Here is a 23,973-nt window from a genome sequence, read left to right on the forward strand (position 1 = left end):
GGGGCATGGCAAAGCGCCGCCCCGAAGGGCGGCGCTGCGCTCACGAACGGATGGCTTACCAGGTCTGGAAGCTCGAGATGACGTTGTCGTAGACACCCAGATTGGGCTTGCTGGAGGTGATGACACCGCACGAGCCGCCGCTCCACCAATCTTCGCAGACCTGGACCTGGGCACCACCGATCAGCTTGATCGAGGAAATGCGGTCGTTCCACGAGCCCATCAGCTGGTTATCGACCGTGCCGGCCGGGACGCAGAATTCGGCGCCCGAATAGCCCATGTTCTTATAGAAGCAGACCTCGGGAGCCACGGGTACCGGCACCGGGGCGGGCGGGGGCGCATCGCCGATGCCGAAGGAGAAGGACGGGCCGCCCGGGCCGACGGTGACGCCGAAGTTGAACGGGATGTCCGGCTCGGACGGGGCCGGCTGGTTGTTGACCGGCTGCAGGTAGTTAGCCGAAGCCCACCCGTCGGTGCCGCCATTGCGGTCGACGAAGCACCAGGAGCCCTGGCACTGCTTGACGTCGACCAGTTCGCCGGCGCTCAGCGTGCCGACCTTGGCATAACCGGTGCCGGGACCGGTGCGAACATTGACGGCGCCGGTGGCAACACCCGGCTGGGCGAAAGCGGAAGCGGTCGACAGCAAGATGAGTGGGGCGGCGGAAGACAAGACGGTGATCTGCTTGACGTTCATTTTGATGTTCCCTCAATGCAGGGAGCACAGCGCTCGCCTGTTGTTGAGGGCTAATAGACAATGTTGCCGCTGAACTGCCGCTGAATGGCGTGTTTATTGGAAGGCGCGGAGAAGCCACCTTTGCTGCGCGGCAAGATGAACGGCGACGGTCGCCCGCTATCTGCTCGGGGAGATTCCGTCGATGCAGCGCCCAGAGGACGACTTGCGCCCGAAGGCCAGGACTGTTGGTCAGTAAACCCGGATCGATGACAGGGCGCGGCGCAGGTAGGGGTGCAGGGCTGGCTGGTCGGCAATGATGCGCTCGCAGTAGCTCTGGAAGTCTCGATCACGGCAGGCGGCGGCAGAAGCACCCAGCACCCTGACCGAGGCGAAGCCGTTGTCGATGCCGAGCAGGGCCAGGTCCTTGATCACGCGGCCGGTGCTCATGCACAGTTCCGAACCGGTGTAATTGGTGCCCGAGTAGAAGCAGATGCTGCCGCCTTCCGGATAGTTGGGATTGACGCCGCCGGGCCAGTCGGTCGAGGTGAGGCCGAACACGACATACTGCTTGGTGGTCCAGCCGCGACCCCCGGGGCCGTCGACGAGGCACCAGAGCTCCTCGCAGCGCAGGACCTTGATGGCAAGGTCAGCGGCGATCTCGCCGGTGACGTCGTAGGCCAGCCCCGGACCGGTGCGCAGCGTCAGATGATCGGCGCTCCAGGCGTGCGTGCCGCTCTCGGAGGCGGCTTGGGCAACTGCCGTGGACAGGACGATCAACGCAGCGAGGGTGGCGAGAAGGCGGCTGAACTGACGCATTGGGAATCCCTGGCTCTGAATACGGCGGCACACTAGCGCGGCAGGGGCCGCGCTCCAAGGGCACAAAATGCAAAGGGCGCAGCTCGACGCTGCGCCCTGCTTGTGGTTGCGTGCCGCGCTTAACGCACGCGGATCGAGACGATGTAGTCGTCGAAATCACCCAGCGAGGAGGCGCTGGTCGTATAGGTGCGGCAGTTGCGGTAATTGCTTTCCGAGCAGACCTGAACAGACAGGCCATCGGCATTGTCGATCGACGAGATCCGGTCAGCCCAGTCGCTGAGGTTGCGGACGCTGTCGCCCGGCTCCATGCAGAAGCTATCGCCACGGAAGCGGGTGCGGTCGTAGAAGCAGACTTCGGCGTAAGACGGCTCGGGGACGGGGCGCACGACAACCGGCGGCTGCGGCTGGCCGACACCGATGTTGAACGAGGGGCCATTCGGACCGGTCGAGAAGCCGAACGAAATGCCAGGCTGCTGCGGATTGACCGGGGCGCCACCGGCCGCAGTCAGGTAGGTGGACGAAACCCAGCCGTCGCGACCGGGCTTGGCAATGTAGCACCACGAGCCCTGGCACTGCTGCACATCGACCTGCGTGCCGCGGCGGACGGTGTCGACCACGGCGTAGTTGGTGCCTGGGCCGGAGCGCACATTGACGTTGCTGGTGATGGTACCCGGCGCTGCATTAGCGGCGGGGAGGAAGACCACGACTGCCGTTGCGGCAACGGCTACGCCGGTGGCGATATTGAGCAGCATCCTGCGGGTATGACGGTTCATGTTCTTGGCGCTCCTGTGTCTGGCCCGACCGGTCCGGGTGGACGACGCTCGCGGCGGCCAGTAGTTTTTATTTGCGTGGGAAACGGGGGGACGGAGCGAAGAGTTCCGGCCCCCCAAGGGAAATTGGCTATGTGTTAGTAAACGTCGATGGACGACGCCTTGCGATCGATCTCTGGCGGCAGGCGCGACGCGTCGCGGCGCAAGGTGACGCAGCTGCCCCGATAGTTGGAGTCGGTGCACAGGTCGACGCGGGCGCCACCGAATACCTCTACCGACCGGATCTTGTTGTCCCAGTTGCGCAGGCGGCTATAGCTGTCACCCTCTTCAACACACAGGCTCGAACCGCGGAAGTTGCGTTCGGTGTAGAAGCAGGCGCCGGCCTCGTCGTCGATGACAGGGGGCAGTGGCGGGCGCGGGGGCTGCGGATGCGGCTGGGGCCACGGCCAGCCCGGATTGACCGGCGGCTGGGGAAGAGGCGGCTGGGGCTGCGGTTGCGGTTGCGGCTGCGGCTGGGGCTGGGGAGGCCGCGGCGGCGGCGCCATTTCGACGATGTACTGCTGACCGATCCATACGGGCGAACGGCCGTAATAGACCATGCAGAAGCTGTTCTCGCAGCGCTCGACCGTGACTGGGGTGTTGACGGGAACGGTGGTCACATAACCGGAATCCACGCTCGGGCCGTTATAGGCGCTGACGTCGGCCGATGTCACCGCCTGAGCCATGGCAACGACCGAGGTCGCGAGGAAAATGGCGGCCGACAGGAGGCCGAGGCGAAAGGGTTTCATAGGCGGAAACTCCGGAAAGATGGGCCGACTTCGGCTTGTGACCCGGTTTGACCATAGTGTAGCTGAACGCTGTCTGAACGGTTCGGTTCAGCCAGGATCGGGCAAGGTCAAGGGTTGATGCGGCGCTTGGTGCCGTCTTCACCCAGCGCAACATAGACGAAGCGACCATCGGTGACCTTGACGCGATCGGCGATGCGATTGCGTCGCGCCCAGGCCTCCATGCTGATCGTGACCGAGGTGGTGCCGACCCGCTCGACGGTGGTGTAGACGCACAGGATATCGCCGACCTTTACCGGAGCGATGAAGGTCATGGCCTCGACGGCCACGGTGACGACGCGGCCGCCGCTGCGCTCGACGGCGGCGATGGCGCCGGCAATATCCATCTGGCTCATCACCCAGCCACCGAAGATGTCGCCAGCGGGATTGGTATCGGCAGGCATGGCCAGGGTGCGAATGGTAAGTGCGCCGGTCGGCTCGGTGGCGTCAGACTGCATGTTTCAAGGTCCCTTTACCGGCCAGCGGCCGACCGCTTCTTCCCAATGCCTGCGGCAGAGCGAGACATAGACCGATTTCTCGATCGCGACCTGCTCGCCGTCGGTAATCACCCGACCCTCGGCATCCTGTCGCACCACCATGGTGGCCTTGGCGCCGCAGGCGCAGATCGTGCGTATCTCGCGCAGGACGTCGGCGACAGCCAGCAATTCGGATGAGCCGGGGAAGAGCTTGCCCTGGAAATCGGTCCTGAGGCCGAAGCACATGACGGGGATGCGCAGCCGATCGCTGACGCGGGCCAGCTGCCAGACCTGCTGGGCCGTGAGGAACTGTGCCTCGTCGACGAAGACGCAGTCGATCTTGCCGGTTTCGGTTTCCTCGCGCACGGACTGGTAAAGGTCGTCGTCGGCAGAATAGAGCGCGGCCTGTTCGGAAATGCCGATGCGCGAGGAGATGAGGCCGACGCCGTTCTGGGCGTAGAGCGCCGATGTGTAGAGCAGCGGCCGCATGCCGCGCTCACGGTAATTGTAGGCGGCCTGCAGCAGCAAGGTGGACTTGCCGGCATTCATCGCCGCGTAGGAAAAGTAGAGCTTGGCCATGGCCCCGTTGTGCCGGAGCGGCCGGCGGTGCGCGAGTGCAAAGACGGCTGCTCCACAAAAAAGAGGCCGCCACGGGGGCGGCCGAAATGCCGATCGGATCGGCGGGGAGAGCGGGGGTTGGCGGCCGCACTCTCCAGGGGCCGGGCGCGACGTTGGGGACGTGGGCGCGGCAGGTTCGGGCCACATGGGGGATGCGCCGGAACGATCCAAGGATTATCGAGCTTGTATGACGGAGGCGTGACGCGCTCGGTCACGTGACGTTCAGATGCAGTTCAGACTGGCTCTGGCAGCGTGGATATCCACAGTTTGGAGTGATCGAAAATGCGGAAAACCGTTCTCGCGCTGGGTACCCTGGCCATGCTGGCGCAGCCGGCACTGGCCTCCCCCGAAGGCACCTGGGAAATCGAGATGCGCGACTCGCGCTACAGCGTGGAGCTCTGCGGTGATGGCACGCAGTTGTGCGGCACGTTGATCTGGCTGGGCAACGGCGCCGACAATGCGGAAAACCTGCCCTACCTCAATACGCTGCTGATCGACCACGCGCAGCAGACGGCACCCAACCAGTGGAAGGGTGACCTCAACATCTACGGGCAGCGCGCCAGCGGGACGATCACCCAGGTGGGCGAGGACCAGATCACCCTCCAGGGCTGCGTCGCCTACATCATCTGCAAGACCTACCAGATGTACCGGTATGGCGACTAAGACCGCCTAGTTGGTGGTTCGGGCGATGTGCGTCTGCCGCCTGGCCCAGAGCGGGGGCAAGGCCTCGACGGCGATGATGGCAACAAAGATCAGCGCGGCGCCTGCATAGCCAATGGGCGGCAGGCGTTCGCCCAGCAGCACGGCGCCGCCGAGTGCGGCGAAGAGGCTTTCGGCCGACAGAATGATGGCCGTATTGGCCGGCGGCACATGCTGCTGGCCAATGGCCTGGAAGGTAAAGGCAATGGCGGTGGAGAAGATGCCGGCATAGGCGATCTGCATCCAGCCGGCCGAGATACCTGCCACGGTCGGGTTTTCGATCACGAAGGCCAGCGCCAAAGCAGCAGCGCCCGCCACCAGGAAGCTGATGGCTGAAACAAAGATGGGCAGGCCCGTGGCGCGCGCGATCTGGCCGAGCAGGATCACATGCAGCGCCCAGAAGACGGCGCAGGTAGCGACCAGCCAGTCGCCCTGGTTGAAACTGCCCAGGCCGCCGCCATTGAGATAATACGTTCCGACCAGCGCCAGCGGTACGCAGACGAAGATGATCGGGTGCGGGCGGGTGCGGAACAAAACAAAGCCCAGCAGCGGGACGAAGAACACGTAGAGGCTGGTGAGGAAGCCGGCATTGGTGGCGGTGGTGGTGCCCAGGCCCGCCTGTTGCAGCCACGATCCGATAAAGAAAACCAGTGTCACGCCGCCCACCATGGCCCAGTGGCCCGATTTGAGCGGCTCCGGGCGGCGGCGCTTTTCCCACAGTGCCAGGGGCAGGATGAGCAGGCCGCCAAGCAGGTAGCGAACGCCGGCAAAGGTCAGCGGTCCCATCGTGCCCATGCCCGATTTCTGCGCGATGAAGGCAAAGCCCCAGAGCATGGTGCAGATCAGGAGGAGCAGGGTGGCGACGGGGCGGGACATGGGTTTCTCAGCGTGTCAGAGGTGTGTCACCTCTTCCGTTGGCGACGAGGTGGAGAGCGCCGCGCTTAGGGCAGTTCAGCATCCAGCGCAGCGATCAGCCGCTGGATCTCCTCTGGTGTCGTGTAGTGCACGAAACTGAGGCGCAGGACGCCGTGGGTTGGCGCGATTCCGACGGCCTCGAGCAGCCGGTAGGCGTAGAAGTGGCCGCCGCCGGCCATGATGCCGTGCCTGGCGAGGCGCGTGGCCACTGCGGCGGCGGGCTCGGCAAGACCCACGGCAATGGTCGGGGCGCGCGTGGCTGGATCGGCGGGGCCGATGAGGCGGACGGAGTTCTTGCGGCTGAGATAATCGAGCAACGGGGTCGCGAGCGCGATTTCCTGCGCGCGCATGGCGGCGTGGGCGCGGCGGAAGGGATCGGCGCCCTCGACGCCGTCGCCGGCGATCGCCGCCACGGTTTCCAGGTAGTCGGCAATGCCGGATGCCGCGGCGATCTGGGCGTGGTCCGGGCCGGCGGGGGTCAGGCGATAGCGGGGCTTCTCGTCGTTGAAGAAGTGGCCCTGGTTGGGCAGGGCCATGGCCAGCTCGGGCCGTACGGCCATGATGCCCTGATGAGGCCCATAGACCTTGTAGGCGGAGAAGAAATAGATGTCGGCGCCCAGTGCGGCCAGGTCCGGCAGGCCGTGTGGCGCGTAGCTGACGCCGTCGATGGCGGTCACCGCACCCACCGACCTGGCACGCACCGCAATCTCGGCAACAGCATTGATCTCGCCGGATATGTTGGAGCAGTGCGGGGCGGCGATCAGCTTGACCTTGCTGTCGAGCAGCCGGTCAAGATCGGTCAGCGAAAGGCGGCCTGTCTGCGGATCGACTTTCCACTCGCGGATTTCGGCGCCCATCCTGGCGAGCTTGCGCCAGGCGCCGGTATTGGCTTCGTGATCCTGGTTGGTGACGATGACGGCGTCGCCCGGCTTGAGCCATTCGCCGAATGCCTTGCCCAGGACATAGGTATTGGCCGACGACGAGGGGCCGAAATGGATCCAGTCGGGGGAAACGTTGAGCGCCTGGGCAATACGCTCGAAGCTGAGGTTCATCGCCTCGCCTGCGGCCTGGGAGGCTGGATAGACGCCATAGGGCTGCACCTTGGTGGCGCGGTAGTAATGGTCGAGCTTGGCCAGCACGGCACGCGAGGTGTAGGAGCCGCCGGCATTTTCGAAGAAGGCCTGGCCCTGGAGGGATGGCTCGGCAAAGGCGGGAAATTCGGCGCGCAGGCGGGCCGGATCGAGGGGCAGGTCGGTCATGATCTATCCAGTCGGTTCGTGGCCGATTGGTAGGGGATAGCGCAGCAAAAGCAAACCCCGGCCGTTGAGAGCCGGGGCCTGTGCGACAGCAGATTGAAGCGCTGCCGCTAAGTTGCGCTGCCCGAAGGGTGGCAGCGCCGGTGAATCAGCCGTTGGCCGGGGCGGCAGGACCGCCCTCGGGAGCAGCGGGGCCGCCCTCGGGAGTGGGGAGGCCACCCTGGTGATGGCGCGGGCCGCCTTTGCCGAAGCCGGGCATGCCGTCGCGGTCGGGCCGCTGCGGGGTCAGTTGAGCCTTCTGTTCGTCGGTGAGGCTGTCGAAGAAGGCGGTGGCTGCCGGCTGCACGGCCTCGAGGGCGGCAAGGTGGGCCTTTTCGATGGCGATCCGGTTCTCGAGCCGCTCGGACATATCAGGCGGGGTCACCGCCGCCACTTCACCTTCAACCGGCCGCTGCGGACGGAGACCCTCGGTAGCCGTTTCGAAGTCGGCGGCGGCAGACAGGGCCGTCGTCTTGAGCGTGTCGAACAGGGCCTGCTGCTCCGACGTCAGCTCGATGCGGTGGCTGAGATGAACGAGGGCGACCTCGATGGCTTCGGCACCACGCGCGAAGTTGAGGAAATCGCCCCCGCGCTGGCCACCCATCGGGCCGGGGCCCTGGTTATCGCGGCGCAGGTGGAAGCCGGGGCCGTTGTCGGCATGGACCTGCATCGGTGCAGCCTCCTGGGCGAAGGTGGGGGAAATGGCGGAGAGCCCGGTGGTCGCAGTCATCAGTGCCACAATGGCGGTCGTCGTGATCGTCTTCATGGTAGGTCCTTTGCATGGGAGCCGGTCGATCCGGCAGAGACGACCATAGTGCGTGCCGCCTGTTCACGACCTTGCGAGCGGGTGAACACTTGGTCAGGTTGGTAAGGAAGCGGAGGTTGATTTGATCGAGATCGTGAGCGACCCGTTTCCGGGGGACGAGGCGATGCGCCGTTTGTGGCGCGTGGCATGGGACGGGGAGGGGCCGCAGAGCTTCCAGCCGATCCTGCAGCGGAGCCTGGGCCACGCGGCTGCCTATGACGGAACGGCGCTGGTCGGCTTCGTCAATGTCGCCTGGGATGGCGGCGTGCATGCCTTCATCCTCGATACCTGTGTCGATCCCGGCTATCGCCGCCGGGGCATTGCGCTGCAGCTCGTCGAGCGTGCGGCCGAGCTGGCGCGGCAGCGCGGGGCGGAATGGCTGCATGTAGATTTCGAGCCGCATCTGGAGGCGTTCTACCGCCAATGCGGTTTCCGGCCGACCGCCGCGGGATTGATGCGGTTGGTCTAGGGGCGGAGGTCGCGAGCGCCGGAGAGGATGAGGGTGGCCCCCAGTCCGCCGAAGGCGAGGCCGAAAGCGGTTTCGATCCACCGCCAGAAGCGCGCATAGCCGCGACTGGCGAGGCCGGTCGAGAACATGATGCCGTAAAAGCCATAGATCAGCGTGGCCGAGACGGCGACGACGGGCCCGAAGGAGAAGACCTGGACAGCCCCAAGTCCGGCACCGAACAGGAAAGTGGCAATGGCCATCCACATCAGCAGCGCCTTGGGATTGGTCATGACCACAAAGAAGCCGCGCCGCCACGCGGCGCCGTCGGAGATCGCCCGGGTTTCAGCACGCAGCGCGGCCTCGCCGCCGCGCAGGGCAGCGCGCAGACCACGAAAGCCCATGTAGCAAAGGTAGCCGCCACCGACGAACTTGAGCACGGTCAGCAGGGCGGGGACACTGGCAAATACGGCGCCAAGGCCAAGCGATGCCAGGGCAGCCCAGACCAGTGTGCCCGAAGCTATGCCTGCTACCACCAGCAATGCGGCACGGCGGCCGCGGCCCAGCGCGGTTTCGATGACGGCGAACATGTTGGGGCCCGGTGAGGCCTGCGCCGCCACGACACCGGCCAGCACGATGAGGAATGTTTGCAGCATGGGCGATCCGGCCAGGTCAGGAGGCGATGTATTCCCGGAGCACCTCGGCTTCGTGCTCGGCTTCCTCGATCTTGTGCTTGACCACGTCGCCGATCGAGACGATGCCGACCAGGCGGTTGTCTTCGGCCACGGGCATATGGCGGATGCGTAGCCGCGTCATGCGCTCCATGACCTCGGCGATACCGGTATCGCGGCTGCAGGTGACGACGCCGCGGGTCATGCATTGACCGACCGGTAGCCCCAGGGCGGCGGACGGGTTCCTGCCCAACTGGCGGACGATATCGCGCTCGGACAGGATGCCGATGATGGTGCCGCCAGCGTTGGTGACGACTACGGCCCCGATATTGTGGGCATTGAGGGTAGCCACCGCATCGGTCAGCGTGGCGGTCTCAGGCAGGGTGTGGACGACCACGCCCTTGGTTTGCAGGATGGTGTCGACAAGCATGTTGAAGTCCTCCTTACCCGCTGACTTTGGACCTCGTCCAAGCATACGGCAATAGGTCAATGGTGGGTGCGCGCCGGACAAAAAAAGGGCCGGCGCGAGGCCAGCCCAGGGGGATCGTGGTCGGGGAAACTGGAGGTCAGCCTTCGTCCTTGCCGGGCGACCAATGGCGGCGGACCGGGCGGCGAACTGGGGCTTCGACTGGAAGCGTACCGCGGAAGACAATGCGCGCAGCTTCGAACAGCATCGCCATGACGAGGATGGTGAGCGGCACCATGAACACCGCGATCTGGGTGTCCGGCTGGGTCGCAAGATTGGCAGCGGCTACTGGCGACACGCCAGCCATCAAGGCAGCCACCGAACCGCCGGCCACCAGGACCGTCGATGCAATGGCGTAGAGCCTGAAACTTTTCCGCTTGGTGGACGTAGATTTGTGCATGGGATCGACGTCGTCCTCGGCTTTGGCAATGGCTGCAATAGGCCATGCGAATGCGGTTCGAGTTTGGGTCGAATGCGGTGCTCGGCGTACCATTTAGTGGCGAAACTGTGGCAGGCCGGGAGGCGAACAATGCGGATCTGGGCGATAATCGTGGGGCTGATGGTGCTATTGAGCCCGGCCGTGGCGCAGGACGACGCGCCCTGGCAGGCGACGGTGACGGGACAGATCGAAGCGTTCAGGGCGCAGGACGGTGCCGCGGCGCTCCAATTCGCCGGGGAGGCGTTCCGGGTGCAGTTCGACGGGCAGCCCGAGGCGTTTTACGCAGCGATCATTGCGTCTGGCTATGAGCCCATCGTGCGGTCTCGATCGCACAGCTTTGGCGAATTCAAAGCCATGAGTGCGGCGCGAGTATTGCAGGTGGTCGAATTCGTCGGGCCCGACCAAGGCCTGTACCAGGCCCTTTATGAGCTCGGCGACGAGCCGGGAGAGGGTTGGCGTGTCCTGGGCGTCGTGCTGCGGCGCGAGGCCGGCGTCGGCATCTGAGCCGAACACCGGCATGGCTGCGCGCTGGCTCATTCATACGCATGGCCGCCGAGACGGTGGGCGCGAATGGTTGGACGCTGAGCCAGGATGGCGCTGATCGCCCCGGCCAGCGGCGTGGTGAGACCATCGAAAAAGCGCTGGCGGCGCAGGACCACAGGCGCTTCGGGTTCTTCCCAGGACTGGCGATAGACATCCTTGAACAAATAGCTTGCGGGGATCATCTTCAGTCTCCTATTCTTGAATCGATTCAAACAATACGTAGCATTGGGTCGTTGAACCGGTTCAAATGTATGACTGTCGCCCGCTGGCGTCAAGCAAAAATTTGAACCGATACAAAAATTTTGCTACAACGTGTGTCCACGACAAGGGAGTTCGACAAAGCGGTGGCCCAGCGCGGTGAAACAACCATCAAGCTGAAGGATGTAGCAAAGGCGGCAGGCGTGTCGCAGGGCACGGCATCCAACGTTTTCAGCAAACCGGAGGTCGTGCGCGAGGAAGTCCGCGAGCATGTCTTGGCGGTGGCAAAGGAGCTTGGCTATGCCGGGCCGAGCATAACCGGCCGACTGCTGCGCCAGGGCAAGGTGAATGCGGTGGGCGTCGCGGCGATCGAGCCGATCAGCTACTTCTTCGAAGACCTGTGGGCGCGCCAGCTCATGAGCAAGATTTCCGAGATCTGCGACGCGCGCGGGGCGGGGGTGGCGCTGGTGTCGGCGCTCAACGACGAGCGACTCTCCTGGAACATACAGTCGGCGCTGGTGGACGGTTTCATCCTGCTTTGCGTCGAGGGCGGCGAGAAGCTGGTGGAGATCACCCGGCAGCGTCAACTCCCCTATGTGGCGCTGGCCATCGGCGCCGCTGACCAGACCGTACCGGCCATCGGCGTGGACAATGTCGGCGGCGCGCGGCTGGCGGGCGAGCACCTGGTGGCGTTGGGGCACAACCGCTTTGCAATCCTCTCCACCTCGATCGGGGAACAGGGCGAAGGGCGACGCACGCCAGCCGAGGTGCAGGCGGCGCTCTATTCGACCTCTCGCGACCGCGCCATCGGCTATTGGCAGGCCCTGGAGGGCGGCGGCATCAGCCGAGACAGCGTGCCGTTGTTCGAGACACGGGAAAGCCAGGCCAGTACCCAGGCGATGATGGAACAGATGTTTGCCGGCGACAAAAAGCCGACCGCGATCCTTGCCATGTCGGACAAGATCGCCATGTGGGCGGTGGACTGGCTGTTCCGCAACGGCCACAGCGTGCCCGGCGATGTCTCGGTGGTGGGTTTCGACGGCGTGCCTGAATCGGCGGTGTCGACGCCCAAGCTGACCACCGTCGAGCAGCCGATCGAGGAGATTGCCCGCCGCGCGGTGGAGGCGGCATTGGGCGGCAAGCAGGTCGAGGGCCGCCAGGTGCTGCAAACCAAGCTGCTGGTCCGCGAAACCACCGCACCGCCACGGGTGAAATAAGACTTCAAGCCAGTTGCCGCGCCGCGACCGAAGCCGTATCAGTCTGCCCGGATTTCCGGGAGGTTGGCATGGGTTTTCTGTCCGAAGCATTGGAGCGCGTGGCGCCGTCGGCAACGGTGGCGATCAGCCAGAAGGCGCGTACAATGGCGCAGGAAGGCCGCGACATCATCGCGCTTTCGGCCGGCGAACCTGATTTCGATACCCCGCTCAATGTGCGTGAGGCCGCCATCAAGGCGATGTCCGAGGGCAAGACGCGCTATACCAATGTCGATGGCATTCCCGAACTCAAGGCGGCGGTGGCGGCCAAGTTCAAGCGTGACAACGGATTGGACGTGACGGCGGCGGATTGCTTCGTCGCCTCGGGCGGCAAGCAGATCATCTTCAACGCGCTGATGGCGACGCTCAATCCGGGTGACGAAGTGGTTGTGCCGGTGCCCTATTGGGTGAGCTATCCGGAAATCGTGCGGCTCTGCGGAGCCGAACCCGTCTTTGCGGTGGCCGATGACACGACCGGGTTCAAGCTCAAGCCGGATGTGCTGGAAGCGGCGATCACGCCCAGGACCAAGTGGTTGATCCTCAATACGCCGTCCAATCCGACGGGCGCGGCCTATACCGCCGACGAGCTCAAGGGCCTGGCCGAGGTGCTGATGCGGCATCCGCATGTGCATATCCTCACCGACGATATCTATGAAGTGCTGGTCTATGACGGCGGCAAGTTCGCCACGATCGCGCAGGTAGAGCCGCGCCTCCAACCGCGCACGCTGACCATGAATGGCGTATCGAAGTCGCATGCCATGACCGGTTGGCGCATCGGCTACTGCACCGGTCCGCGGCCGCTGCTGGCGGCGATGCTGAAGCTGCAAAGCCAGTCGACCACCAACCCAAGCTCGATTGCGCAATGGGCGGCGGTGGAAGCGCTCAACGGCCCGCAGGAATTCCTCGCCGAGTGGCGGCAGGTGTTCCAGGACCGCCGCGACCTCGTGGTCAGGGGGCTCAATGCCAATACCGGGCTCGATTGCCTGACGCCGGAGGGGGCCTTCTACGTGTTCCCCTCGTGCAAGCGGCTCTTGGGCAAGACCAGCGCCGGCGGCAAGCTGCTCGCGACCGACGAGGATTTCGTCATGGCGCTGCTCGAGGAAACCGGGGTGGCGCTGGTGCATGGCGCAGCGTTTGGTTTGCCCGGACATTTCCGGCTCAGCTATGCCGCCAGCAACGCCGAACTGGAAGACGCGGTGAAGCGGATCCAGGGGTTCTGCGCGGGGATTAGCTGAGGCTCTTACCTCGCCCCTCTGGGGAGAGGTCGGCGGCAAAGCCGCCGGGTGAGGGGCCCTTAATGGGTGAGGTGCGTGGGAGAGACCCCTCACCCGACACTGCGGGTCGACCTCTCCCCAGAGGGGCGAGGTAGGATCCTACTTCCCCATCCAGCTCAAAAATCCCGTGGCGCTGCCGCCGGCTTCGGCGAACATCTGGGTCAGCTTGCTGGTGGACGTATAGCTGTCGACGGCGGCCTGGTAGAATTGCTCGCTCCAGCCGGCCGCCTGCCGCTCTTCGGTGCTCATCGAGGCGAAGATGGACATGATGTTCTGGCTGAAGGCGGTGGGGTCGCTCGACTTGGCAGCACTCTGGAAGCCGGCGAGCAGGGCGGCGCCGCTCTTGTCGCGCAACGCAGTCCTGGCCGCATTGACTTCCTCGGTACTGAACTGGCTGGTGCCATCCACCACGATGGATGACAGCGTGCGGCTGGGCAGCTTGGACAGGTCGATATAGGTGCCCACTGTGGTCGCCCTGTTGTAGGTGGGCGCCTTGCCGGCCTTGATGGCATCGGCATAGAGGGCGTCCAGCGTCTTGCGCGCCCCCTTGGCCACGTCGGCAATGTCCTGCGGCTGGGCCGCCTGGCCTGCCTCGACGAGCGCCAGGTAGAGCGCGACGGGATCGTCCGGCCCGGCATCGGGCATGGTCTTGGGTGCCGCCTGCAGCTGCTTCTGCGCTTCGGTGACCGCTGCGCGGCCGGCGATCCAGTCGGCGCCGTCCTTTTCCTCCGGCCCGAGGCTATCAAGGTACTCGGCGGCGGCCTTGTAGAGCGCGGTGAAGTTGCCGGTGACCCTGGCCACGGCGGCGGGACCGGCCAGGGCGGCCTCGAAGCGGCGTTGCATTTCGAGGCCCGCCGCCTCCCGCTCGTCATCGCTGAAGCTGTCGTCGCTGGCCATGGCGAAGAGTTGGCGGGCATCGAGGCTGCCGAGGTCGACCGCCAGCTTGCCATCCTGCAGCGGGGAGGTCCGATCGGCCTCCTTGAGCAAGGCAGTCAGCTTGGCGCGAGTTTCGGCAACCACCGTAGCGAAGTCGGTCACGGCGAGAGCTGCCATCGCCTCGTCGGAGAGGGTAACCGACGTGGCCGCCTGTTCGGTAGAGCCGCCGGCCGCCACGCCAGTGGCCGTACCAGTGGCAGCATGCGCAGAGGCGGCAGCCCGGTAATAGGGATTGGCGGAATAGGCAGTGCTGACGACGGCAACCATGGCGCGCTCCTGCAATCGATCAGGAACCACCATGCAATCGGCGTGCCGCGCCGGACCCCAGGAAAGCCGGGAGTTTTCGGCCATTGGCGCCATCGCGCTCGGCAAAACTTGCCGCTGATCGGGAAGGAATGACCCGCGCAAACAAAATGGCCCCGCCCGAGGGGATGGGCAGGGCCAAAGGGTCATGTGCCGAAGCGATGACCTTGGAGGAGCGGCGCCACGAACGCCGCTGAACTGGTCGCAATGACTATCGGACGCGCTGCGAGCGGACACAAACGCGCAATTGGAAAAGCTGCCATGCATATTCGGTGGTGATGGGCAAAAAAAGAGGCTCCAACCGAAGTTGGAGCCTGATGATAGGGCCGAAGCCAAATCGAAAGTAAGGGTTCTGCGCCAGGGAGGAGGAGAGGCGCCGAACCGATGGACCCAGGCCGAGGGAGGAGGATACGGCCTTGATCCGGTGTCGCAAGAAGCGGGTCCGAGGGAGGAGGATACGGAGCGGCTTCAACAGCGACGACCCACATATAGATTTTGACCGGATGGTCAGCAATGCGCCTGCTGACATGTCAGCCATGCGGTTTGCACAGCGACAAGTTGTCATTCGGTGCGCCGCTGTTTCCATTCAGCGGGCCAGCAAGCGGCGGTCGCTGATGGCCAGCAACAGGCAAGAAAAAAGGCCCTGTCCGGAGACAGGGCCTGATGACTGGGCCAAAGCCAAATCGAAAGTGGGGCAGAGAGCAAGGGAGGAGGGTATGCGCTCTGCCGGTGAACCAGGATCGAGGGAGGAGGATACGATCGCAAGTTCGGTGTCGCGATACATGGTCCGAGGGAGGAGGATACGGAGCACGCCTCAGCGACGGTGTTAATATGAACTCTATCGGCCCGGTCGACAATGTAATGTCGGACATGTCAGCCATGCAATCGATGCAGATGCTGAAAAAAGAATGTGGCCCCGCTCGAGGGGAGAGCGGAGCCACATCAGTTGCAGGAACGAGTTCCCGCAAGGAGGGAACGCAGCAGGAGCAAGGGAGGAGGAGAAGCGCCCGCTGTGCTGAGCGCCGATATAGGCCCGGCGCTTCTGCCCAACAACCGGGCAAGTGACATGGAAGCCATGCGCGAGCCGCATGCGATTTGGAATAAGCGTTTCGAATCAATGGGCGGTGGATCGTTCCGAGCGGCTGGTCTTGGCCACCGACCCTATTGCTCGAATGCCTCGAACGTGGCGGCGATGAACCCGCGCAGGGTGTTGCCGTCGCCGAGATCGACATCATTGATGCGCCAGATATAGGGCGGGCCGTTCTCGGGATAGGAGGGCAGCAGGATCAGGTTGTTCGAGTAGTTCGCTTCGGGATATTCGGAGAAGGTGTAGTTGATCGGCACTGTCGCGACCAAATCCTTGACCGTGGCTTCGCCGACCGTGCAGCCATCTGCATAATCCGGCCAGGTGCGCCACGGCACGCCATCGCCCAGGGGCGGTTTGTCGCCGGGATGGGTGTCCAGGTACGCGTTACTGCGTTCAAACGCTTTGTCGATGACGAATTTCAGGTCATCGGTCAGCATGGCGCCGGCGGGTGTCATGTCGTTGCCCAGGCTGCTGATGCAGAAAATCTCGCCGACCTGTTCGGGCGTGATGGTGACCATCTCCTCCTGCGCATGGCCAGGCAAGGCGGACAGCAGAAGCAGCGGCAGGGTGGTGAGCGTAATGGCGTGACGCATTTGTTTGCCCCAGATTGATGTGGCGCTGCTCTAGCGGCGACCGGCTGAATTGACGATGAACGACGCCTAGCGTACCGCCTCGAGCCGCGCGATGGCGTCTGCCAGCTCGCCGAGATGGGAAATTCTGGCATAGCGGGGCTCGTTCACGGGCTCCTCGGCATGTTCGTAGGACCAGGTAAGGTCATGCGGAACGTAGATGGCATAGCTGCCGGCGGCCAACGGCGGCAGGATGTCGGATCGCAGGGAATTGCCGACCATCACCGTGCGGTCAGGACCATCTGTATGCCGCGCAAAGATACGCGCATAGGTGGCAGGGTTCTTGTCGGCGACGATCTCGATGGCGGCGAAATAGTCAGCCAGGCCCGAGGCTGCCAGTTTGCGCTCCTGGTCGAATACGTCACCCTTGGTAACCAGGATAAGCCGGTGGGTCTCCTGCAACCGGCCGAGCGCCTGGTCGACATAGGGCAGGGTCTCGATAGGGTAGCTCAAGAGCTCACGGCCGGCCGCAAGGATTTCGGCGATGACCGTGCCGGGCACGCGGTGGTCGGTGACATCGAGGGCCGTCTCGACCATGGAGAGGGCAAAGCCCTTCATCCCGAAGCCATAGAAGCTGAGGTTTTTGGTGACCGAGGCGATGAGGCGATCGTTGAGATCGGGTGCGTCGGTGTAGGGCGCCAGGAGATCGGCGAAGCGCTGTTCGGTGATGCGGAAGAACTGCTCGTTCTGCCAAAGCGTGTCGTCCGCGTCGAAGGCAATGGTGGTGATGGGCATGGGCGCCCCTGGTTCAGTAGACCTCATCCTGAGCCTGTCGAAGGACGAGGTCGTGGCGAGATCGAAGTACCCGACCTCGTGGTTCGACAAGCTCACCATGAGGTCTCAAGGCAGCCGATCAGAAGCTCCACTCTCGCGCCTTGCCCACCAGGAAGTCGCGGAACACGCCGACGCGCTTGGAGTTTTTTAGCGCCGGCGGATACACGAAATAGGCTTCGTAGGCGGGCAGCTCGATTTCGGGCAGCACCTGGACCAGGCCGTCTTCCTTTTCGGTGACGTAGTCGGGCAGCATGGCGATGCCGATGCCGGCGCGGCAGGCCTGCATCATGCCATAGATGGCGTTGACCTTGAGCACGGCGCGGCGCGGGCTCGAATCGGTGCGGCCCATGCGCTCGAGGAAGTTGATGTCGCCCAGATAGGACGGTACCGGCTCGCCGAAGCTGATGACGCGATGCTCGTCGAGCTGTTCGGCGCTCGAGGGCATGCCGAATTCGTCGATATAGGCGTTGGAGGCGTAGAAGTGGTTGTGCACCGTGAACAGCTTGCGCTGGATCATTTCGGACTGGTTGGGGCGGTGCAGGCGGATAGCGACGTCGGCCTCGCGCATGGCAAGGTCGAGCTCGGCGTCGTTGAGGCGGATTTCGAGCTGGATCAGCGGATAGAGCTTCAAAAATTCGTCGAGCCGCGAGGATAGCCAGGTCGAGCCGATACCCACGGTGGTGGTGACGATCAGCGGACCGGTGGGGACGTCCTGCGATTCGGACATCTGGGTTTCGACCTGCTGGAGCTCCCAATGCATCCGGTGCGCGGTGCGGAAGAGCTGCTCGCCGACTTCGGTCAGCACCAGGCCACGGGCATGGCGGATGAAGAGTTTCAGGCCCAGGTCGTCTTCGAGTGCGGATATCTGCCGCGACACGGCCGACTGGCTCATGCCCAACTTTTCGGCGGCATGGGTGAAACTGCCCGACTCGGCGGCGGTGTGGAAAATCCGGAGTTTGTCCCAGTCGAGCATGTTTGACGCTTTCTAGTTGGGGGGCAGTCTACTCCGCCGCTTCGGCGAGTTCGTGTTCAGCGAGATATCGTTCGGCTTCCAGCGCCGCCATGCAACCCATTCCGGCAGCCGTGATTGCCTGGCGGTAAACGTCGTCGGTCACGTCGCCGGCGGCAAAGACGCCGGGAATGTTGGTTTCTGTCGTGCCCGGCTTCACCTGCAGGTAGCCGCCCGGCTTCATGTCCAGCTTTCCTGCGAAGATGGATGTGGCGGGAGCATGGCCGATGGCGACAAAAATGCCGTCGATGGGCTGTTCGTAGGTTCGATTGCTGGCGATATCGCGCAGCGTCACCGTGTTGACCGACGGGGGCATGGCCGAGCCGCCGATTTCCGCAATCTCGGTATTCCAGCGCACTTCGATCTTGGGGTTCTTGAACAGACGCTCCTGCAGGATGCGCTCGGCGCGGAACTCGTTGCGGCGATGGACCAGGATGACCTTGGAGGCGAAGTTGGTGAGGAACAGGGCTTCCTCGACCGCGGTATTGCCGCCGCCGACGACCAGCACTTCCTTGTTGCGATAGAAAAAGCCATCGCAGGTGGCGCAGGCGGAAACGCCGAATCCCTGGAATTTCTGCTCGGAGGGCAGACCCAGCCACTTGGCCTGGGCGCCCGTGGCGATGATGACGCTGTCGGCCGTGTAGACGTCGCCGCTATCGGTGGTGAGCGTGAAGGGGCGCCGGTCGAAATCGACATGGGTGACGATGTCGTTGACGATGCGGGTGCCCACATGCTCGGCCTGCGCCTTCATCTGGTCCATCAGCCAGGGGCCCTGGATGACATCGGCAAAGCCGGGGTAGTTCTCGACATCGGTGGTGATGGTCAACTGACCGCCGGGCTGGAGGCCCTGGATCATCACGGGTTCCAGCATGGCGCGCGCCGCGTAGATCGCAGCGGTATAGCCGGCCGGGCCGGAACCGATGATGATGACTTTCGCGTGCATCGCGACGCTCTCCGACAATAACGAGTATCCCTCGGCCCCTAGTTAAAGGCCGAAGGTGCACTCTTTCAAGGCAAACCGTTCCATCCGGAGCTACGCCCTGTGGAACAGATGCAAATGTCACACTTGGTGCAGGCAATTGCCCAAAGTTTGGGCGTCAGACATACCTGATCTTGATGATTTCGTAGCTGCGGGCACCACCGGGAGCAGAAACCTCGAACGAATCGCCCTCGGACTTGCCGATCATGGCGCGCGCGATGGGGGAGGAAATCGAGATGCGGCCGCTCGAAGCGTCGGCTTCCGGATCGCCGACGACCTGGTAGGTCTTCTCCTCTTCGGTGTCCTCGTCCAGATAGGTGACGGTGGCGCCGAACTTGACCGTGTCGCCGCTCAGCTTGCTGACATCGATGATGTCGGCAAGGGCCAGGATGGTCTCGAGTTCCTTGATACGGCCTTCATTGAGGCTCTGCTGCTCCTTGGCGGCCGAATATTCGGCGTTTTCGGACAGGTCCCCGTGGGCCCGCGCTTCGGCGATCGCGTCGATGATCCGACGGCGCTCGGTTGCAGTGCGGTGCTCAAATTCGGCGGTGAGGGCCTTGTGACCGCCCACCGTCATCGGGATCTTGTCCATTCGTCGCCTCCATTCGGCACGAGAGGGCCTTATGCGATCCGAAGTCGGATCACCGGCCCTCCGTATTTTGTCGCCTCGCGTTTGCGGAAAACCACTTTCCGCGGCACGCCCAATAGCTTCTTCCCCAGCCAAATCCGTTCGGCGTGCGCTTCACGATTAGTTTTGAGGGGAGATGGCCCAAATTGCCCGCCTGCTGCGTTGCGGTCAAGCGGGTGTCGGCATGAACATGGTCATGTCCACACGCCCCTTCAAGTTTCCACCACGCGAAAGGTCCGGTCGATGTCCGTTCTTGCCAAGTCCCTCGTAACGCTCGTCGCCGTGCTTGCCGCGCCCGCCGTTGCGCAAACGGTGGAATCCAGCGCCGGCAATCTGACGGCAACGGTTGTCGCGGAGGGGCTCGACCATCCCTGGGCGCTGGGCTTCCTGCCCGACGGCCGCATGCTGGTGACCGAGCGCAGCGGGCAGTTGCGGGTGATCAGCGAGGGCGTCGTGGGAGAGCCGATCGCGGGTGTCCCCGCGGTTTACAACCAGGGTCAGGGCGGTCTGCTCGACCTGGCGCTCTCACCGGATTTCGCGACGAACGGGCGGATTTACCTCACCTTTGCCGAACCGGCCCAGGAGGCCGGTTTGCAGCGCGGGCAGGGTACCGCGGTGCTGTCGGCAAGGCTGGTGCTTGATGGCGATAGCGGCCGGCTGGAGGATGGCAAGGTCATTTTCCGCATGAACAAGTTCACCACCACCAACCGCCATTTCGGCTCGCGCGTGGTGATCGGGCAGGATGGCAACCTGTTCGTCACGCTGGGCGAGCGCGGTGAGCAGGACCGGGCGCAGGATGTGACGGATCTGGCCGGGGCCATCGTGCGCATCGCACCGGACGGCTCGGTGCCGCCGGACAATCCCAAGCCCGAGGGCTGGGCGCCTGAATTGTGGAGCAAGGGCCACCGCAATCCCCAGGGCGCCACGCTGCGGGACGATGGCGTGCTGTTTACGGTGGAACATGGTGCGCGGGGTGGTGACGAGGTGAACATGCCGAAAGCGGGCGCCAACTACGGCTGGCCGGTCATCAGCTATGGCGTCGACTATTCCGGGGTCACCATCGGCGAAGGCACCCAGAAGGACGGGCTGGAGCAGCCGCTTCACTATTGGGATCCGTCCATCTCGCCCTCCGGCCTCGACTTCTACGATGGCGACCTGCTGCCGGCCTGGCAGGGCGATCTCCTGGCTGGTGGGCTCAGCGGGGAACTACTGGTGCGCCTCGACATGGAGGGAGACACCGTCGTGGGCGAAGAGCGCCTGTTCTCGCGACAGCTCGGGCGTATCCGCGACGTGCGGGTGGGGCCGGATGGCGCGATTTACCTGCTCACCGACGAGGACAATGGCCGGCTGATCCGGGTGGCGCCAGAGGGGCTCTAGGCCTTGACCGCCTGCCAGGCGGCTTCGGCAAAGAGGTCGGCAATGCGGCTGGCCTGATCGGCAGGCAGAGCTTCGGCCGTCCGCAGATAGGCATAGGCCGGACCCAGCATCAACGCATGGGCGATCGAAAAGGGCAGGGTGCGTACCGCGCCCTCGGCGGCCATGCGTGCATATTGCGCGGCGCCCAATGTCCGGCCCTCCTCGAACAGGCTCCGTACGGCGGCGAAATCAGGGTCGGCAGGGGCCAGGCTGCGGATTTCGTCCATGAATCGGAACTGGGCGGGATGCTCGAACGCCCAGCGCACCAGCCCGCGCACCGAGGACTTGAGCGCCTGCTCCGGTGTCGCTTTCGGATCCAGGGCTGCCATCGACTGGGTGGCCCAGCCGGAGACCGCCTCGCGCAGCAGCGCCTCGGCCAATGCACCTTTGCCGGAGAAGAAGTGATAGATGCTGCCCGTGCTGGCGCCGCTGCGGGCGCGAATGTCGGCAATGGACGTCGCGGCATAGCCGCGCTCCAGGAACGCCTCCAGGGCTGCATCGAGAATCTGGCGCCGACGGTCACTTGTCATGCAAGGACACTAGACGAGACTAGAACGATGTTCTAGATGTTGCTGCGACTAGAACGTCGTTCTAATTGGGAGAATGAGATGACCTCGATCGAGACCGTCCGCGCCTATATCGCAGCGGTGGAAACCTTTGACGAAGCGGCGGCCTTCGCGCTGCTGCATCCGCAAATGCGGTTTCACGAACTGCCCAACCGGATAAGGCCGAAAGGCGGCGTCGACGACCTCGAGGCGATGCGCGCCGGGTTTCGGCGTGCTGCCGAAGGCACGGTATTGCGAGCCCAGCGCTATATCCTGGGCGAGGTCATCGATGCCGGCGATCGCGTGGTAGTCGAGGCCCGGTGGGAGGGGGACCTGGTCGTCCCGGTCGGCAAGCTGCAGCCCGGCGACCAGCTGGTGGCGCATCTCTGCATGGTGGTTCGGCTGGAAGGCGGTCTGATCATCGAGCAGCGCAACTACGACTGCTACGAGGATTTCACGGCCGCATAATCGGACAGGTCTGCCCGGATTGCGGCGCGACATGCGCTGGGCTTAATAATCGGCGGGCAAATCTGCCCTTCCTGGAACACGCCCAATGCACTTCCCGCAGGATACGCTCCGGTTTCTCCGCGGCATCGCCGAGCATAACGAGAAGGCCTGGTTCGACGACAACAGGGCCCTTTATGAAGCGGGCTATGTCGAGCCCGGGCGGGCCTTCGTCGAGGCGGTGGGGCCGCAGCTCAGGGCGATATCGCCGGAGGTGCAGTTCGCGCCCAAGGTCAACGGATCGGTATCGCGCATCAACCGGGATATCCGCTTCTCCAAGGACAAGCGCCCCTACAAGACCCATCTGGGCCTGTGGTTCTGGCATGGCGACAGGAAGAGCTGGAGCGCGCCGGGCTTCTACTTCCATGTCAGCGCCGAAGAAGTGTTTATCGCCACCGGCATGTATGGCCTGGACAAGGAGGCGCTGGAGACGTTTCGCAGTGCCATCGTGCTCAACCGGCCGGGCAGGGCGCTGGTGGACGCGGTGGAGCAGGTGCGCGCGGCTGGCGCCTATGCGATCGGCGAGAAGACGCGCAAGTTGATGCCGCGCGGCTTCGAGGCGCCGCCGGATCGGGCGGAGTTCCTGCTCTACGAAGGGCTCACCGCCAGCATTCGCCTGCCGGCCGAGTACGCCCTCGAGCCAGGCTTCTCAGAGCGCTGCGTGGCCCATTTCGCAGCAATGTGGCCGATCGGGCGCTGGTTATTGGCAGAACTGGGCAGCTGAGCGGCACACTTAACGCTTCCCTTACCATATCGATACATTGTCGAGCCGGGAAATACTTCGGCCTGTGCTGATTGATCTGCAATATTTCGATCGGCCGGGCACCCAAGGTGCATTGGGGCGCAGGTATGAATTCGAAGGAAAATACGGCTGTTGCCGCCTCGCCGCGCGCCATGCGCGTGGTGATGGATGGCATCAGCGGCGAATTGCAGAGCTACTCGAGCAGCAATCTGCAGATCGTCAAGCAGACCAAGCTGCTGGCTATCAACGCCATCATCGAGGCAGCGCGGGCGGGGGATGCCGGCAAGGGCTTCGCCGTGGTTGCCGACGAAGTGCAGCGGCTGGCCGATCGGGCAGCCGATATTGCCACGCGCTTTCAGGAGGTTTTGGTCGGGCGCATTTCGCTCAGCCGGACCATGAGCGAAACGCTGGTCGACGAAATGGAAGGCGTGCGCCTGATCGACCTGGCGCAGTCGCTCGTGCAACTGATCGTGCGCAATCTCTATGAGCGCACCGCCGACGTGCGCTGGTGGGCGACGGACACCGCCTTCTGGCAGGCGCTGGAGGAGCGCGCCGCGCCCGAGGCCATGGCCTTCGCGGCCAATCGGCTCGCCACCATCAACAAATTCTACAGCGTCTATCATGACCTGGTGCTCACCAACGCGCAGGGCCGGGTGGTGGCCAGCGCCAATGCCAGCTACGAGCGGAACATTCTGGGCGCCGACTTCTCCCGGGAGGCCTGGTTCCGGGCGGCGCGCAACACGGCGACGGGCGATGACTATGCCGTTGGCGAGGTGATGGAAAGCGCGCATCACGGCGGACGGGAAGTGCTCGTCTACAGCACGGCCGTACGCAGCAACGGCCGCGCCGATGGGCCGGTGCTAGGGACGCTGGGCGTTTATTTCGACTGGCAGGAGCAGGGCCGCTCCATCGTCCAGACCGAGGCGGCCTTGCCACCCAAGATCGCCGAGCGAACGGAAGTCATGCTGCTCGACGGCAATGGCCGGGTGATCGCGTCGACGCGGCCGGAAAGCCGGTTCACCCAGTTCGCCCTGCGGCACGAGGACAGGCAGCGTGGCAGCTATTATGACGGGCAAGGCAACATCATCGCCTTTGCCCGCACCCTGGGTTACCAGGAATATGACGGGTTGGGGTGGTGGGGCGTTATCCTACAGCGCACCGAACACGATGACAGCATTCGTCAGGCCCTGGGCATGGGACGGTAGCTCGCCTTGCGGCGAACACCTTTTCGGTTTCTTTACGTA

At 64.2% G+C, this 23,973-nt stretch carries 29 protein-coding genes; 9 read left to right on the forward strand and 20 right to left on the reverse strand.

All coding sequences use genetic code 11. The features are described from left to right. Positions 1-55: 55 nt before the first annotated feature. From JI749_RS08605 to JI749_RS08630, 6 genes are all read right to left on the reverse strand, one after another. Complete coding sequence (locus tag JI749_RS08605; RefSeq protein WP_201662263.1) at positions 56-691, reverse strand: SH3 domain-containing protein; 636 nt, start codon at positions 689-691, stop codon at positions 56-58. Positions 692-919: 228 nt separating this feature from the next. Then, positions 920-1,486, reverse strand: coding sequence for an SH3 domain-containing protein (locus JI749_RS08610; RefSeq protein WP_201662265.1), 567 nt, complete (start codon positions 1,484-1,486; stop codon positions 920-922). 119 nt (positions 1,487-1,605) lie between these two features. Next, positions 1,606-2,259 carry an SH3 domain-containing protein gene (locus JI749_RS08615; protein WP_201662267.1) on the reverse strand — a complete coding sequence of 218 codons (654 nt, stop codon included), beginning with the start codon at positions 2,257-2,259 and terminating at the stop codon, positions 1,606-1,608. 134 nt (positions 2,260-2,393) lie between these two features. Beyond that, positions 2,394-3,044, reverse strand: coding sequence for a peptidase inhibitor family I36 protein (locus JI749_RS08620; protein ID WP_201662269.1), 651 nt, complete (start codon positions 3,042-3,044; stop codon positions 2,394-2,396). 107 nt (positions 3,045-3,151) lie between these two features. Next, entirely contained in the window at positions 3,152-3,538 is a 387-nt protein-coding gene (locus JI749_RS08625; protein ID WP_201662271.1) for an acyl-CoA thioesterase, read from the reverse strand. 3 nt (positions 3,539-3,541) lie between these two features. Further along, a complete protein-coding gene (locus JI749_RS08630; RefSeq protein WP_201662274.1) occupies positions 3,542-4,135 on the reverse strand; it encodes a thymidine kinase in 594 nt (197 codons plus the stop codon). Between the two features lie 321 nt (positions 4,136-4,456). Here JI749_RS08630 and JI749_RS08635 point away from each other — a divergent pair, with 321 nt between their 5' ends. Next, positions 4,457-4,837, forward strand: a complete 381-nt coding sequence (locus JI749_RS08635) for a DUF2147 domain-containing protein (RefSeq protein WP_201662277.1) — start codon at positions 4,457-4,459, stop codon at positions 4,835-4,837. 6 nt (positions 4,838-4,843) lie between these two features. Here the strand turns inward: JI749_RS08635 and JI749_RS08640 are convergent, their stop codons facing one another. The 3 genes from JI749_RS08640 to JI749_RS08650 all read right to left on the reverse strand — a co-directional run bounded on the left by JI749_RS08640 (position 4,844) and on the right by JI749_RS08650 (position 7,849). Further along, positions 4,844-5,749, reverse strand: coding sequence for a DMT family transporter (locus tag JI749_RS08640; protein WP_201662280.1), 906 nt, complete (start codon positions 5,747-5,749; stop codon positions 4,844-4,846). A 65-nt stretch (positions 5,750-5,814) separates the two neighbouring features. Further along, complete coding sequence (locus JI749_RS08645) at positions 5,815-7,047, reverse strand: aminotransferase class V-fold PLP-dependent enzyme (RefSeq protein WP_201662283.1); 1,233 nt, start codon at positions 7,045-7,047, stop codon at positions 5,815-5,817. Positions 7,048-7,192: 145 nt separating this feature from the next. After that, complete coding sequence (locus JI749_RS08650) at positions 7,193-7,849, reverse strand: Spy/CpxP family protein refolding chaperone (RefSeq protein ID WP_201662286.1); 657 nt, start codon at positions 7,847-7,849, stop codon at positions 7,193-7,195. Between the two features lie 121 nt (positions 7,850-7,970). On the opposite strand from JI749_RS08650, the gene JI749_RS08655 reads away from it, so the two are divergent. Further along, positions 7,971-8,357, forward strand: a complete 387-nt coding sequence (locus JI749_RS08655) for a GNAT family N-acetyltransferase (RefSeq protein ID WP_407644903.1) — start codon at positions 7,971-7,973, stop codon at positions 8,355-8,357. Here JI749_RS08655 and JI749_RS08660 read toward each other — a convergent pair. The 3 genes from JI749_RS08660 to JI749_RS08670 all read right to left on the reverse strand — a co-directional run bounded on the left by JI749_RS08660 (position 8,354) and on the right by JI749_RS08670 (position 9,870). After that, on the reverse strand, positions 8,354-8,989 hold the full coding sequence (locus tag JI749_RS08660) for a LysE family translocator (RefSeq protein ID WP_201662289.1): 636 nt from the start codon (positions 8,987-8,989) through the stop codon (positions 8,354-8,356). The two genes, JI749_RS08655 and JI749_RS08660, sit on opposite strands and share 4 nt — an antisense overlap. A 16-nt stretch (positions 8,990-9,005) precedes the next feature. Then, entirely contained in the window at positions 9,006-9,434 is a 429-nt protein-coding gene (locus JI749_RS08665) for a CBS domain-containing protein (protein ID WP_201662292.1), read from the reverse strand. Between the two features lie 136 nt (positions 9,435-9,570). Then, positions 9,571-9,870, reverse strand: a complete 300-nt coding sequence (locus tag JI749_RS08670; RefSeq protein WP_201662295.1) for a hypothetical protein — start codon at positions 9,868-9,870, stop codon at positions 9,571-9,573. Positions 9,871-9,999: 129 nt separating this feature from the next. Between JI749_RS08670 and JI749_RS08675 the strand changes: the two genes are divergently transcribed. After that, positions 10,000-10,413 (forward strand): DUF4864 domain-containing protein, encoded by a 414-nt coding sequence (locus tag JI749_RS08675; protein WP_201662298.1) that lies wholly within the window; start codon positions 10,000-10,002, stop codon positions 10,411-10,413. 29 nt (positions 10,414-10,442) lie between these two features. Here the strand turns inward: JI749_RS08675 and JI749_RS08680 are convergent, their stop codons facing one another. After that, positions 10,443-10,634 carry a hypothetical protein gene (locus tag JI749_RS08680; protein ID WP_201662301.1) on the reverse strand — a complete coding sequence of 64 codons (192 nt, stop codon included), beginning with the start codon at positions 10,632-10,634 and terminating at the stop codon, positions 10,443-10,445. Between the two features lie 162 nt (positions 10,635-10,796). Between JI749_RS08680 and JI749_RS08685 the strand changes: the two genes are divergently transcribed. Then, positions 10,797-11,867 (forward strand): LacI family DNA-binding transcriptional regulator, encoded by a 1,071-nt coding sequence (locus JI749_RS08685; protein ID WP_201662304.1) that lies wholly within the window; start codon positions 10,797-10,799, stop codon positions 11,865-11,867. Between the two features lie 68 nt (positions 11,868-11,935). Next, the gene (locus tag JI749_RS08690; RefSeq protein WP_201662307.1) at positions 11,936-13,138 is read left to right on the forward strand and encodes a pyridoxal phosphate-dependent aminotransferase; all 1,203 of its coding nucleotides are present in this window, start codon (positions 11,936-11,938) and stop codon (positions 13,136-13,138) included. Between the two features lie 138 nt (positions 13,139-13,276). Here JI749_RS08690 and JI749_RS08695 read toward each other — a convergent pair whose 3' ends face one another. The 6 genes from JI749_RS08695 to greA form a co-directional block, all read right to left on the reverse strand. Beyond that, the gene (locus tag JI749_RS08695; RefSeq protein ID WP_201662310.1) at positions 13,277-14,380 is read right to left on the reverse strand and encodes a hypothetical protein; all 1,104 of its coding nucleotides are present in this window, start codon (positions 14,378-14,380) and stop codon (positions 13,277-13,279) included. 1,197 nt (positions 14,381-15,577) lie between these two features. Continuing rightward, on the reverse strand, positions 15,578-16,096 hold the full coding sequence (locus tag JI749_RS08700; RefSeq protein WP_201662313.1) for a hypothetical protein: 519 nt from the start codon (positions 16,094-16,096) through the stop codon (positions 15,578-15,580). A gap of 66 nt (positions 16,097-16,162) precedes the next feature. Next, entirely contained in the window at positions 16,163-16,867 is a 705-nt protein-coding gene (locus JI749_RS08705; protein WP_201662316.1) for an HAD family hydrolase, read from the reverse strand. A 118-nt stretch (positions 16,868-16,985) separates the two neighbouring features. After that, positions 16,986-17,879, reverse strand: a complete 894-nt coding sequence (locus JI749_RS08710; RefSeq protein WP_201662319.1) for a LysR family transcriptional regulator — start codon at positions 17,877-17,879, stop codon at positions 16,986-16,988. Positions 17,880-17,907: 28 nt separating this feature from the next. Beyond that, a complete protein-coding gene (gene trxB / locus JI749_RS08715) occupies positions 17,908-18,858 on the reverse strand; it encodes a thioredoxin-disulfide reductase (RefSeq protein WP_201662322.1) in 951 nt (316 codons plus the stop codon). A gap of 154 nt (positions 18,859-19,012) precedes the next feature. Further along, positions 19,013-19,486 (reverse strand): transcription elongation factor GreA, encoded by a 474-nt coding sequence (gene greA / locus JI749_RS08720; protein ID WP_201662325.1) that lies wholly within the window; start codon positions 19,484-19,486, stop codon positions 19,013-19,015. Between the two features lie 279 nt (positions 19,487-19,765). Between greA and JI749_RS08725 the strand changes: the two genes are divergently transcribed. Next, positions 19,766-20,899, forward strand: coding sequence for a PQQ-dependent sugar dehydrogenase (locus JI749_RS08725; protein ID WP_201662329.1), 1,134 nt, complete (start codon positions 19,766-19,768; stop codon positions 20,897-20,899). On the opposite strand, the gene JI749_RS08730 is transcribed toward JI749_RS08725, so the two are convergent. Further along, positions 20,896-21,468, reverse strand: coding sequence for a TetR/AcrR family transcriptional regulator (locus JI749_RS08730; RefSeq protein WP_201662332.1), 573 nt, complete (start codon positions 21,466-21,468; stop codon positions 20,896-20,898). The genes JI749_RS08725 and JI749_RS08730 overlap by 4 nt on opposite strands. Positions 21,469-21,546: 78 nt before the next feature. Between JI749_RS08730 and JI749_RS08735 the strand changes: the two genes are divergently transcribed. The 3 genes from JI749_RS08735 (at position 21,547) to JI749_RS08745 (ending at position 23,934) form a co-directional block, all read left to right on the forward strand. Beyond that, a complete protein-coding gene (locus tag JI749_RS08735) occupies positions 21,547-21,951 on the forward strand; it encodes a nuclear transport factor 2 family protein (protein ID WP_201662335.1) in 405 nt (134 codons plus the stop codon). 85 nt (positions 21,952-22,036) lie between these two features. Beyond that, positions 22,037-22,711 carry a DUF2461 domain-containing protein gene (locus JI749_RS08740; RefSeq protein WP_201662338.1) on the forward strand — a complete coding sequence of 225 codons (675 nt, stop codon included), beginning with the start codon at positions 22,037-22,039 and terminating at the stop codon, positions 22,709-22,711. Between the two features lie 125 nt (positions 22,712-22,836). After that, a complete protein-coding gene (locus tag JI749_RS08745) occupies positions 22,837-23,934 on the forward strand; it encodes a methyl-accepting chemotaxis protein (protein WP_201662341.1) in 1,098 nt (365 codons plus the stop codon). Positions 23,935-23,973: the final 39 nt, after the last annotated feature.

The sequence above is a fragment of the Devosia oryziradicis genome (genome assembly GCF_016698645.1).
Classification (GTDB): domain Bacteria; phylum Pseudomonadota; class Alphaproteobacteria; order Rhizobiales; family Devosiaceae; genus Devosia; species Devosia oryziradicis.

What these genes read in the sequence shown, in the direction of transcription:
- JI749_RS08605 (WP_201662263.1), bottom strand. Translation starts at nt 691, where the DNA reads ATGAACGTCAAGCAGATCACCGTCTTGTCTTCCGCCGCCCCACTCATC.
- JI749_RS08610 (WP_201662265.1), bottom strand. Translation starts at nt 1,486, where the DNA reads ATGCGTCAGTTCAGCCGCCTTCTCGCCACCCTCGCTGCGTTGATCGTC.
- JI749_RS08615 (WP_201662267.1), bottom strand. Translation starts at nt 2,259, where the DNA reads ATGAACCGTCATACCCGCAGGATGCTGCTCAATATCGCCACCGGCGTA.
- JI749_RS08620 (WP_201662269.1), bottom strand. Translation starts at nt 3,044, where the DNA reads ATGAAACCCTTTCGCCTCGGCCTCCTGTCGGCCGCCATTTTCCTCGCG.
- JI749_RS08625 (WP_201662271.1), bottom strand. Translation starts at nt 3,538, where the DNA reads ATGCAGTCTGACGCCACCGAGCCGACCGGCGCACTTACCATTCGCACC.
- JI749_RS08630 (WP_201662274.1), bottom strand. Translation starts at nt 4,135, where the DNA reads ATGGCCAAGCTCTACTTTTCCTACGCGGCGATGAATGCCGGCAAGTCC.
- JI749_RS08635 (WP_201662277.1), top strand. Translation starts at nt 4,457, where the DNA reads ATGCGGAAAACCGTTCTCGCGCTGGGTACCCTGGCCATGCTGGCGCAG.
- JI749_RS08640 (WP_201662280.1), bottom strand. Translation starts at nt 5,749, where the DNA reads ATGTCCCGCCCCGTCGCCACCCTGCTCCTCCTGATCTGCACCATGCTC.
- JI749_RS08645 (WP_201662283.1), bottom strand. Translation starts at nt 7,047, where the DNA reads ATGACCGACCTGCCCCTCGATCCGGCCCGCCTGCGCGCCGAATTTCCC.
- JI749_RS08650 (WP_201662286.1), bottom strand. Translation starts at nt 7,849, where the DNA reads ATGAAGACGATCACGACGACCGCCATTGTGGCACTGATGACTGCGACC.
- JI749_RS08660 (WP_201662289.1), bottom strand. Translation starts at nt 8,989, where the DNA reads ATGCTGCAAACATTCCTCATCGTGCTGGCCGGTGTCGTGGCGGCGCAG.
- JI749_RS08665 (WP_201662292.1), bottom strand. Translation starts at nt 9,434, where the DNA reads ATGCTTGTCGACACCATCCTGCAAACCAAGGGCGTGGTCGTCCACACC.
- JI749_RS08670 (WP_201662295.1), bottom strand. Translation starts at nt 9,870, where the DNA reads ATGCACAAATCTACGTCCACCAAGCGGAAAAGTTTCAGGCTCTACGCC.
- JI749_RS08675 (WP_201662298.1), top strand. Translation starts at nt 10,000, where the DNA reads ATGCGGATCTGGGCGATAATCGTGGGGCTGATGGTGCTATTGAGCCCG.
- JI749_RS08680 (WP_201662301.1), bottom strand. Translation starts at nt 10,634, where the DNA reads ATGATCCCCGCAAGCTATTTGTTCAAGGATGTCTATCGCCAGTCCTGG.
- JI749_RS08690 (WP_201662307.1), top strand. Translation starts at nt 11,936, where the DNA reads ATGGGTTTTCTGTCCGAAGCATTGGAGCGCGTGGCGCCGTCGGCAACG.
- JI749_RS08695 (WP_201662310.1), bottom strand. Translation starts at nt 14,380, where the DNA reads ATGGTTGCCGTCGTCAGCACTGCCTATTCCGCCAATCCCTATTACCGG.
- JI749_RS08700 (WP_201662313.1), bottom strand. Translation starts at nt 16,096, where the DNA reads ATGCGTCACGCCATTACGCTCACCACCCTGCCGCTGCTTCTGCTGTCC.
- JI749_RS08705 (WP_201662316.1), bottom strand. Translation starts at nt 16,867, where the DNA reads ATGCCCATCACCACCATTGCCTTCGACGCGGACGACACGCTTTGGCAG.
- JI749_RS08710 (WP_201662319.1), bottom strand. Translation starts at nt 17,879, where the DNA reads ATGCTCGACTGGGACAAACTCCGGATTTTCCACACCGCCGCCGAGTCG.
- trxB (WP_201662322.1), bottom strand. Translation starts at nt 18,858, where the DNA reads ATGCACGCGAAAGTCATCATCATCGGTTCCGGCCCGGCCGGCTATACC.
- greA (WP_201662325.1), bottom strand. Translation starts at nt 19,486, where the DNA reads ATGGACAAGATCCCGATGACGGTGGGCGGTCACAAGGCCCTCACCGCC.
- JI749_RS08725 (WP_201662329.1), top strand. Translation starts at nt 19,766, where the DNA reads ATGTCCGTTCTTGCCAAGTCCCTCGTAACGCTCGTCGCCGTGCTTGCC.
- JI749_RS08730 (WP_201662332.1), bottom strand. Translation starts at nt 21,468, where the DNA reads ATGACAAGTGACCGTCGGCGCCAGATTCTCGATGCAGCCCTGGAGGCG.
- JI749_RS08735 (WP_201662335.1), top strand. Translation starts at nt 21,547, where the DNA reads ATGACCTCGATCGAGACCGTCCGCGCCTATATCGCAGCGGTGGAAACC.
- JI749_RS08740 (WP_201662338.1), top strand. Translation starts at nt 22,037, where the DNA reads ATGCACTTCCCGCAGGATACGCTCCGGTTTCTCCGCGGCATCGCCGAG.
- JI749_RS08745 (WP_201662341.1), top strand. Translation starts at nt 22,837, where the DNA reads ATGAATTCGAAGGAAAATACGGCTGTTGCCGCCTCGCCGCGCGCCATG.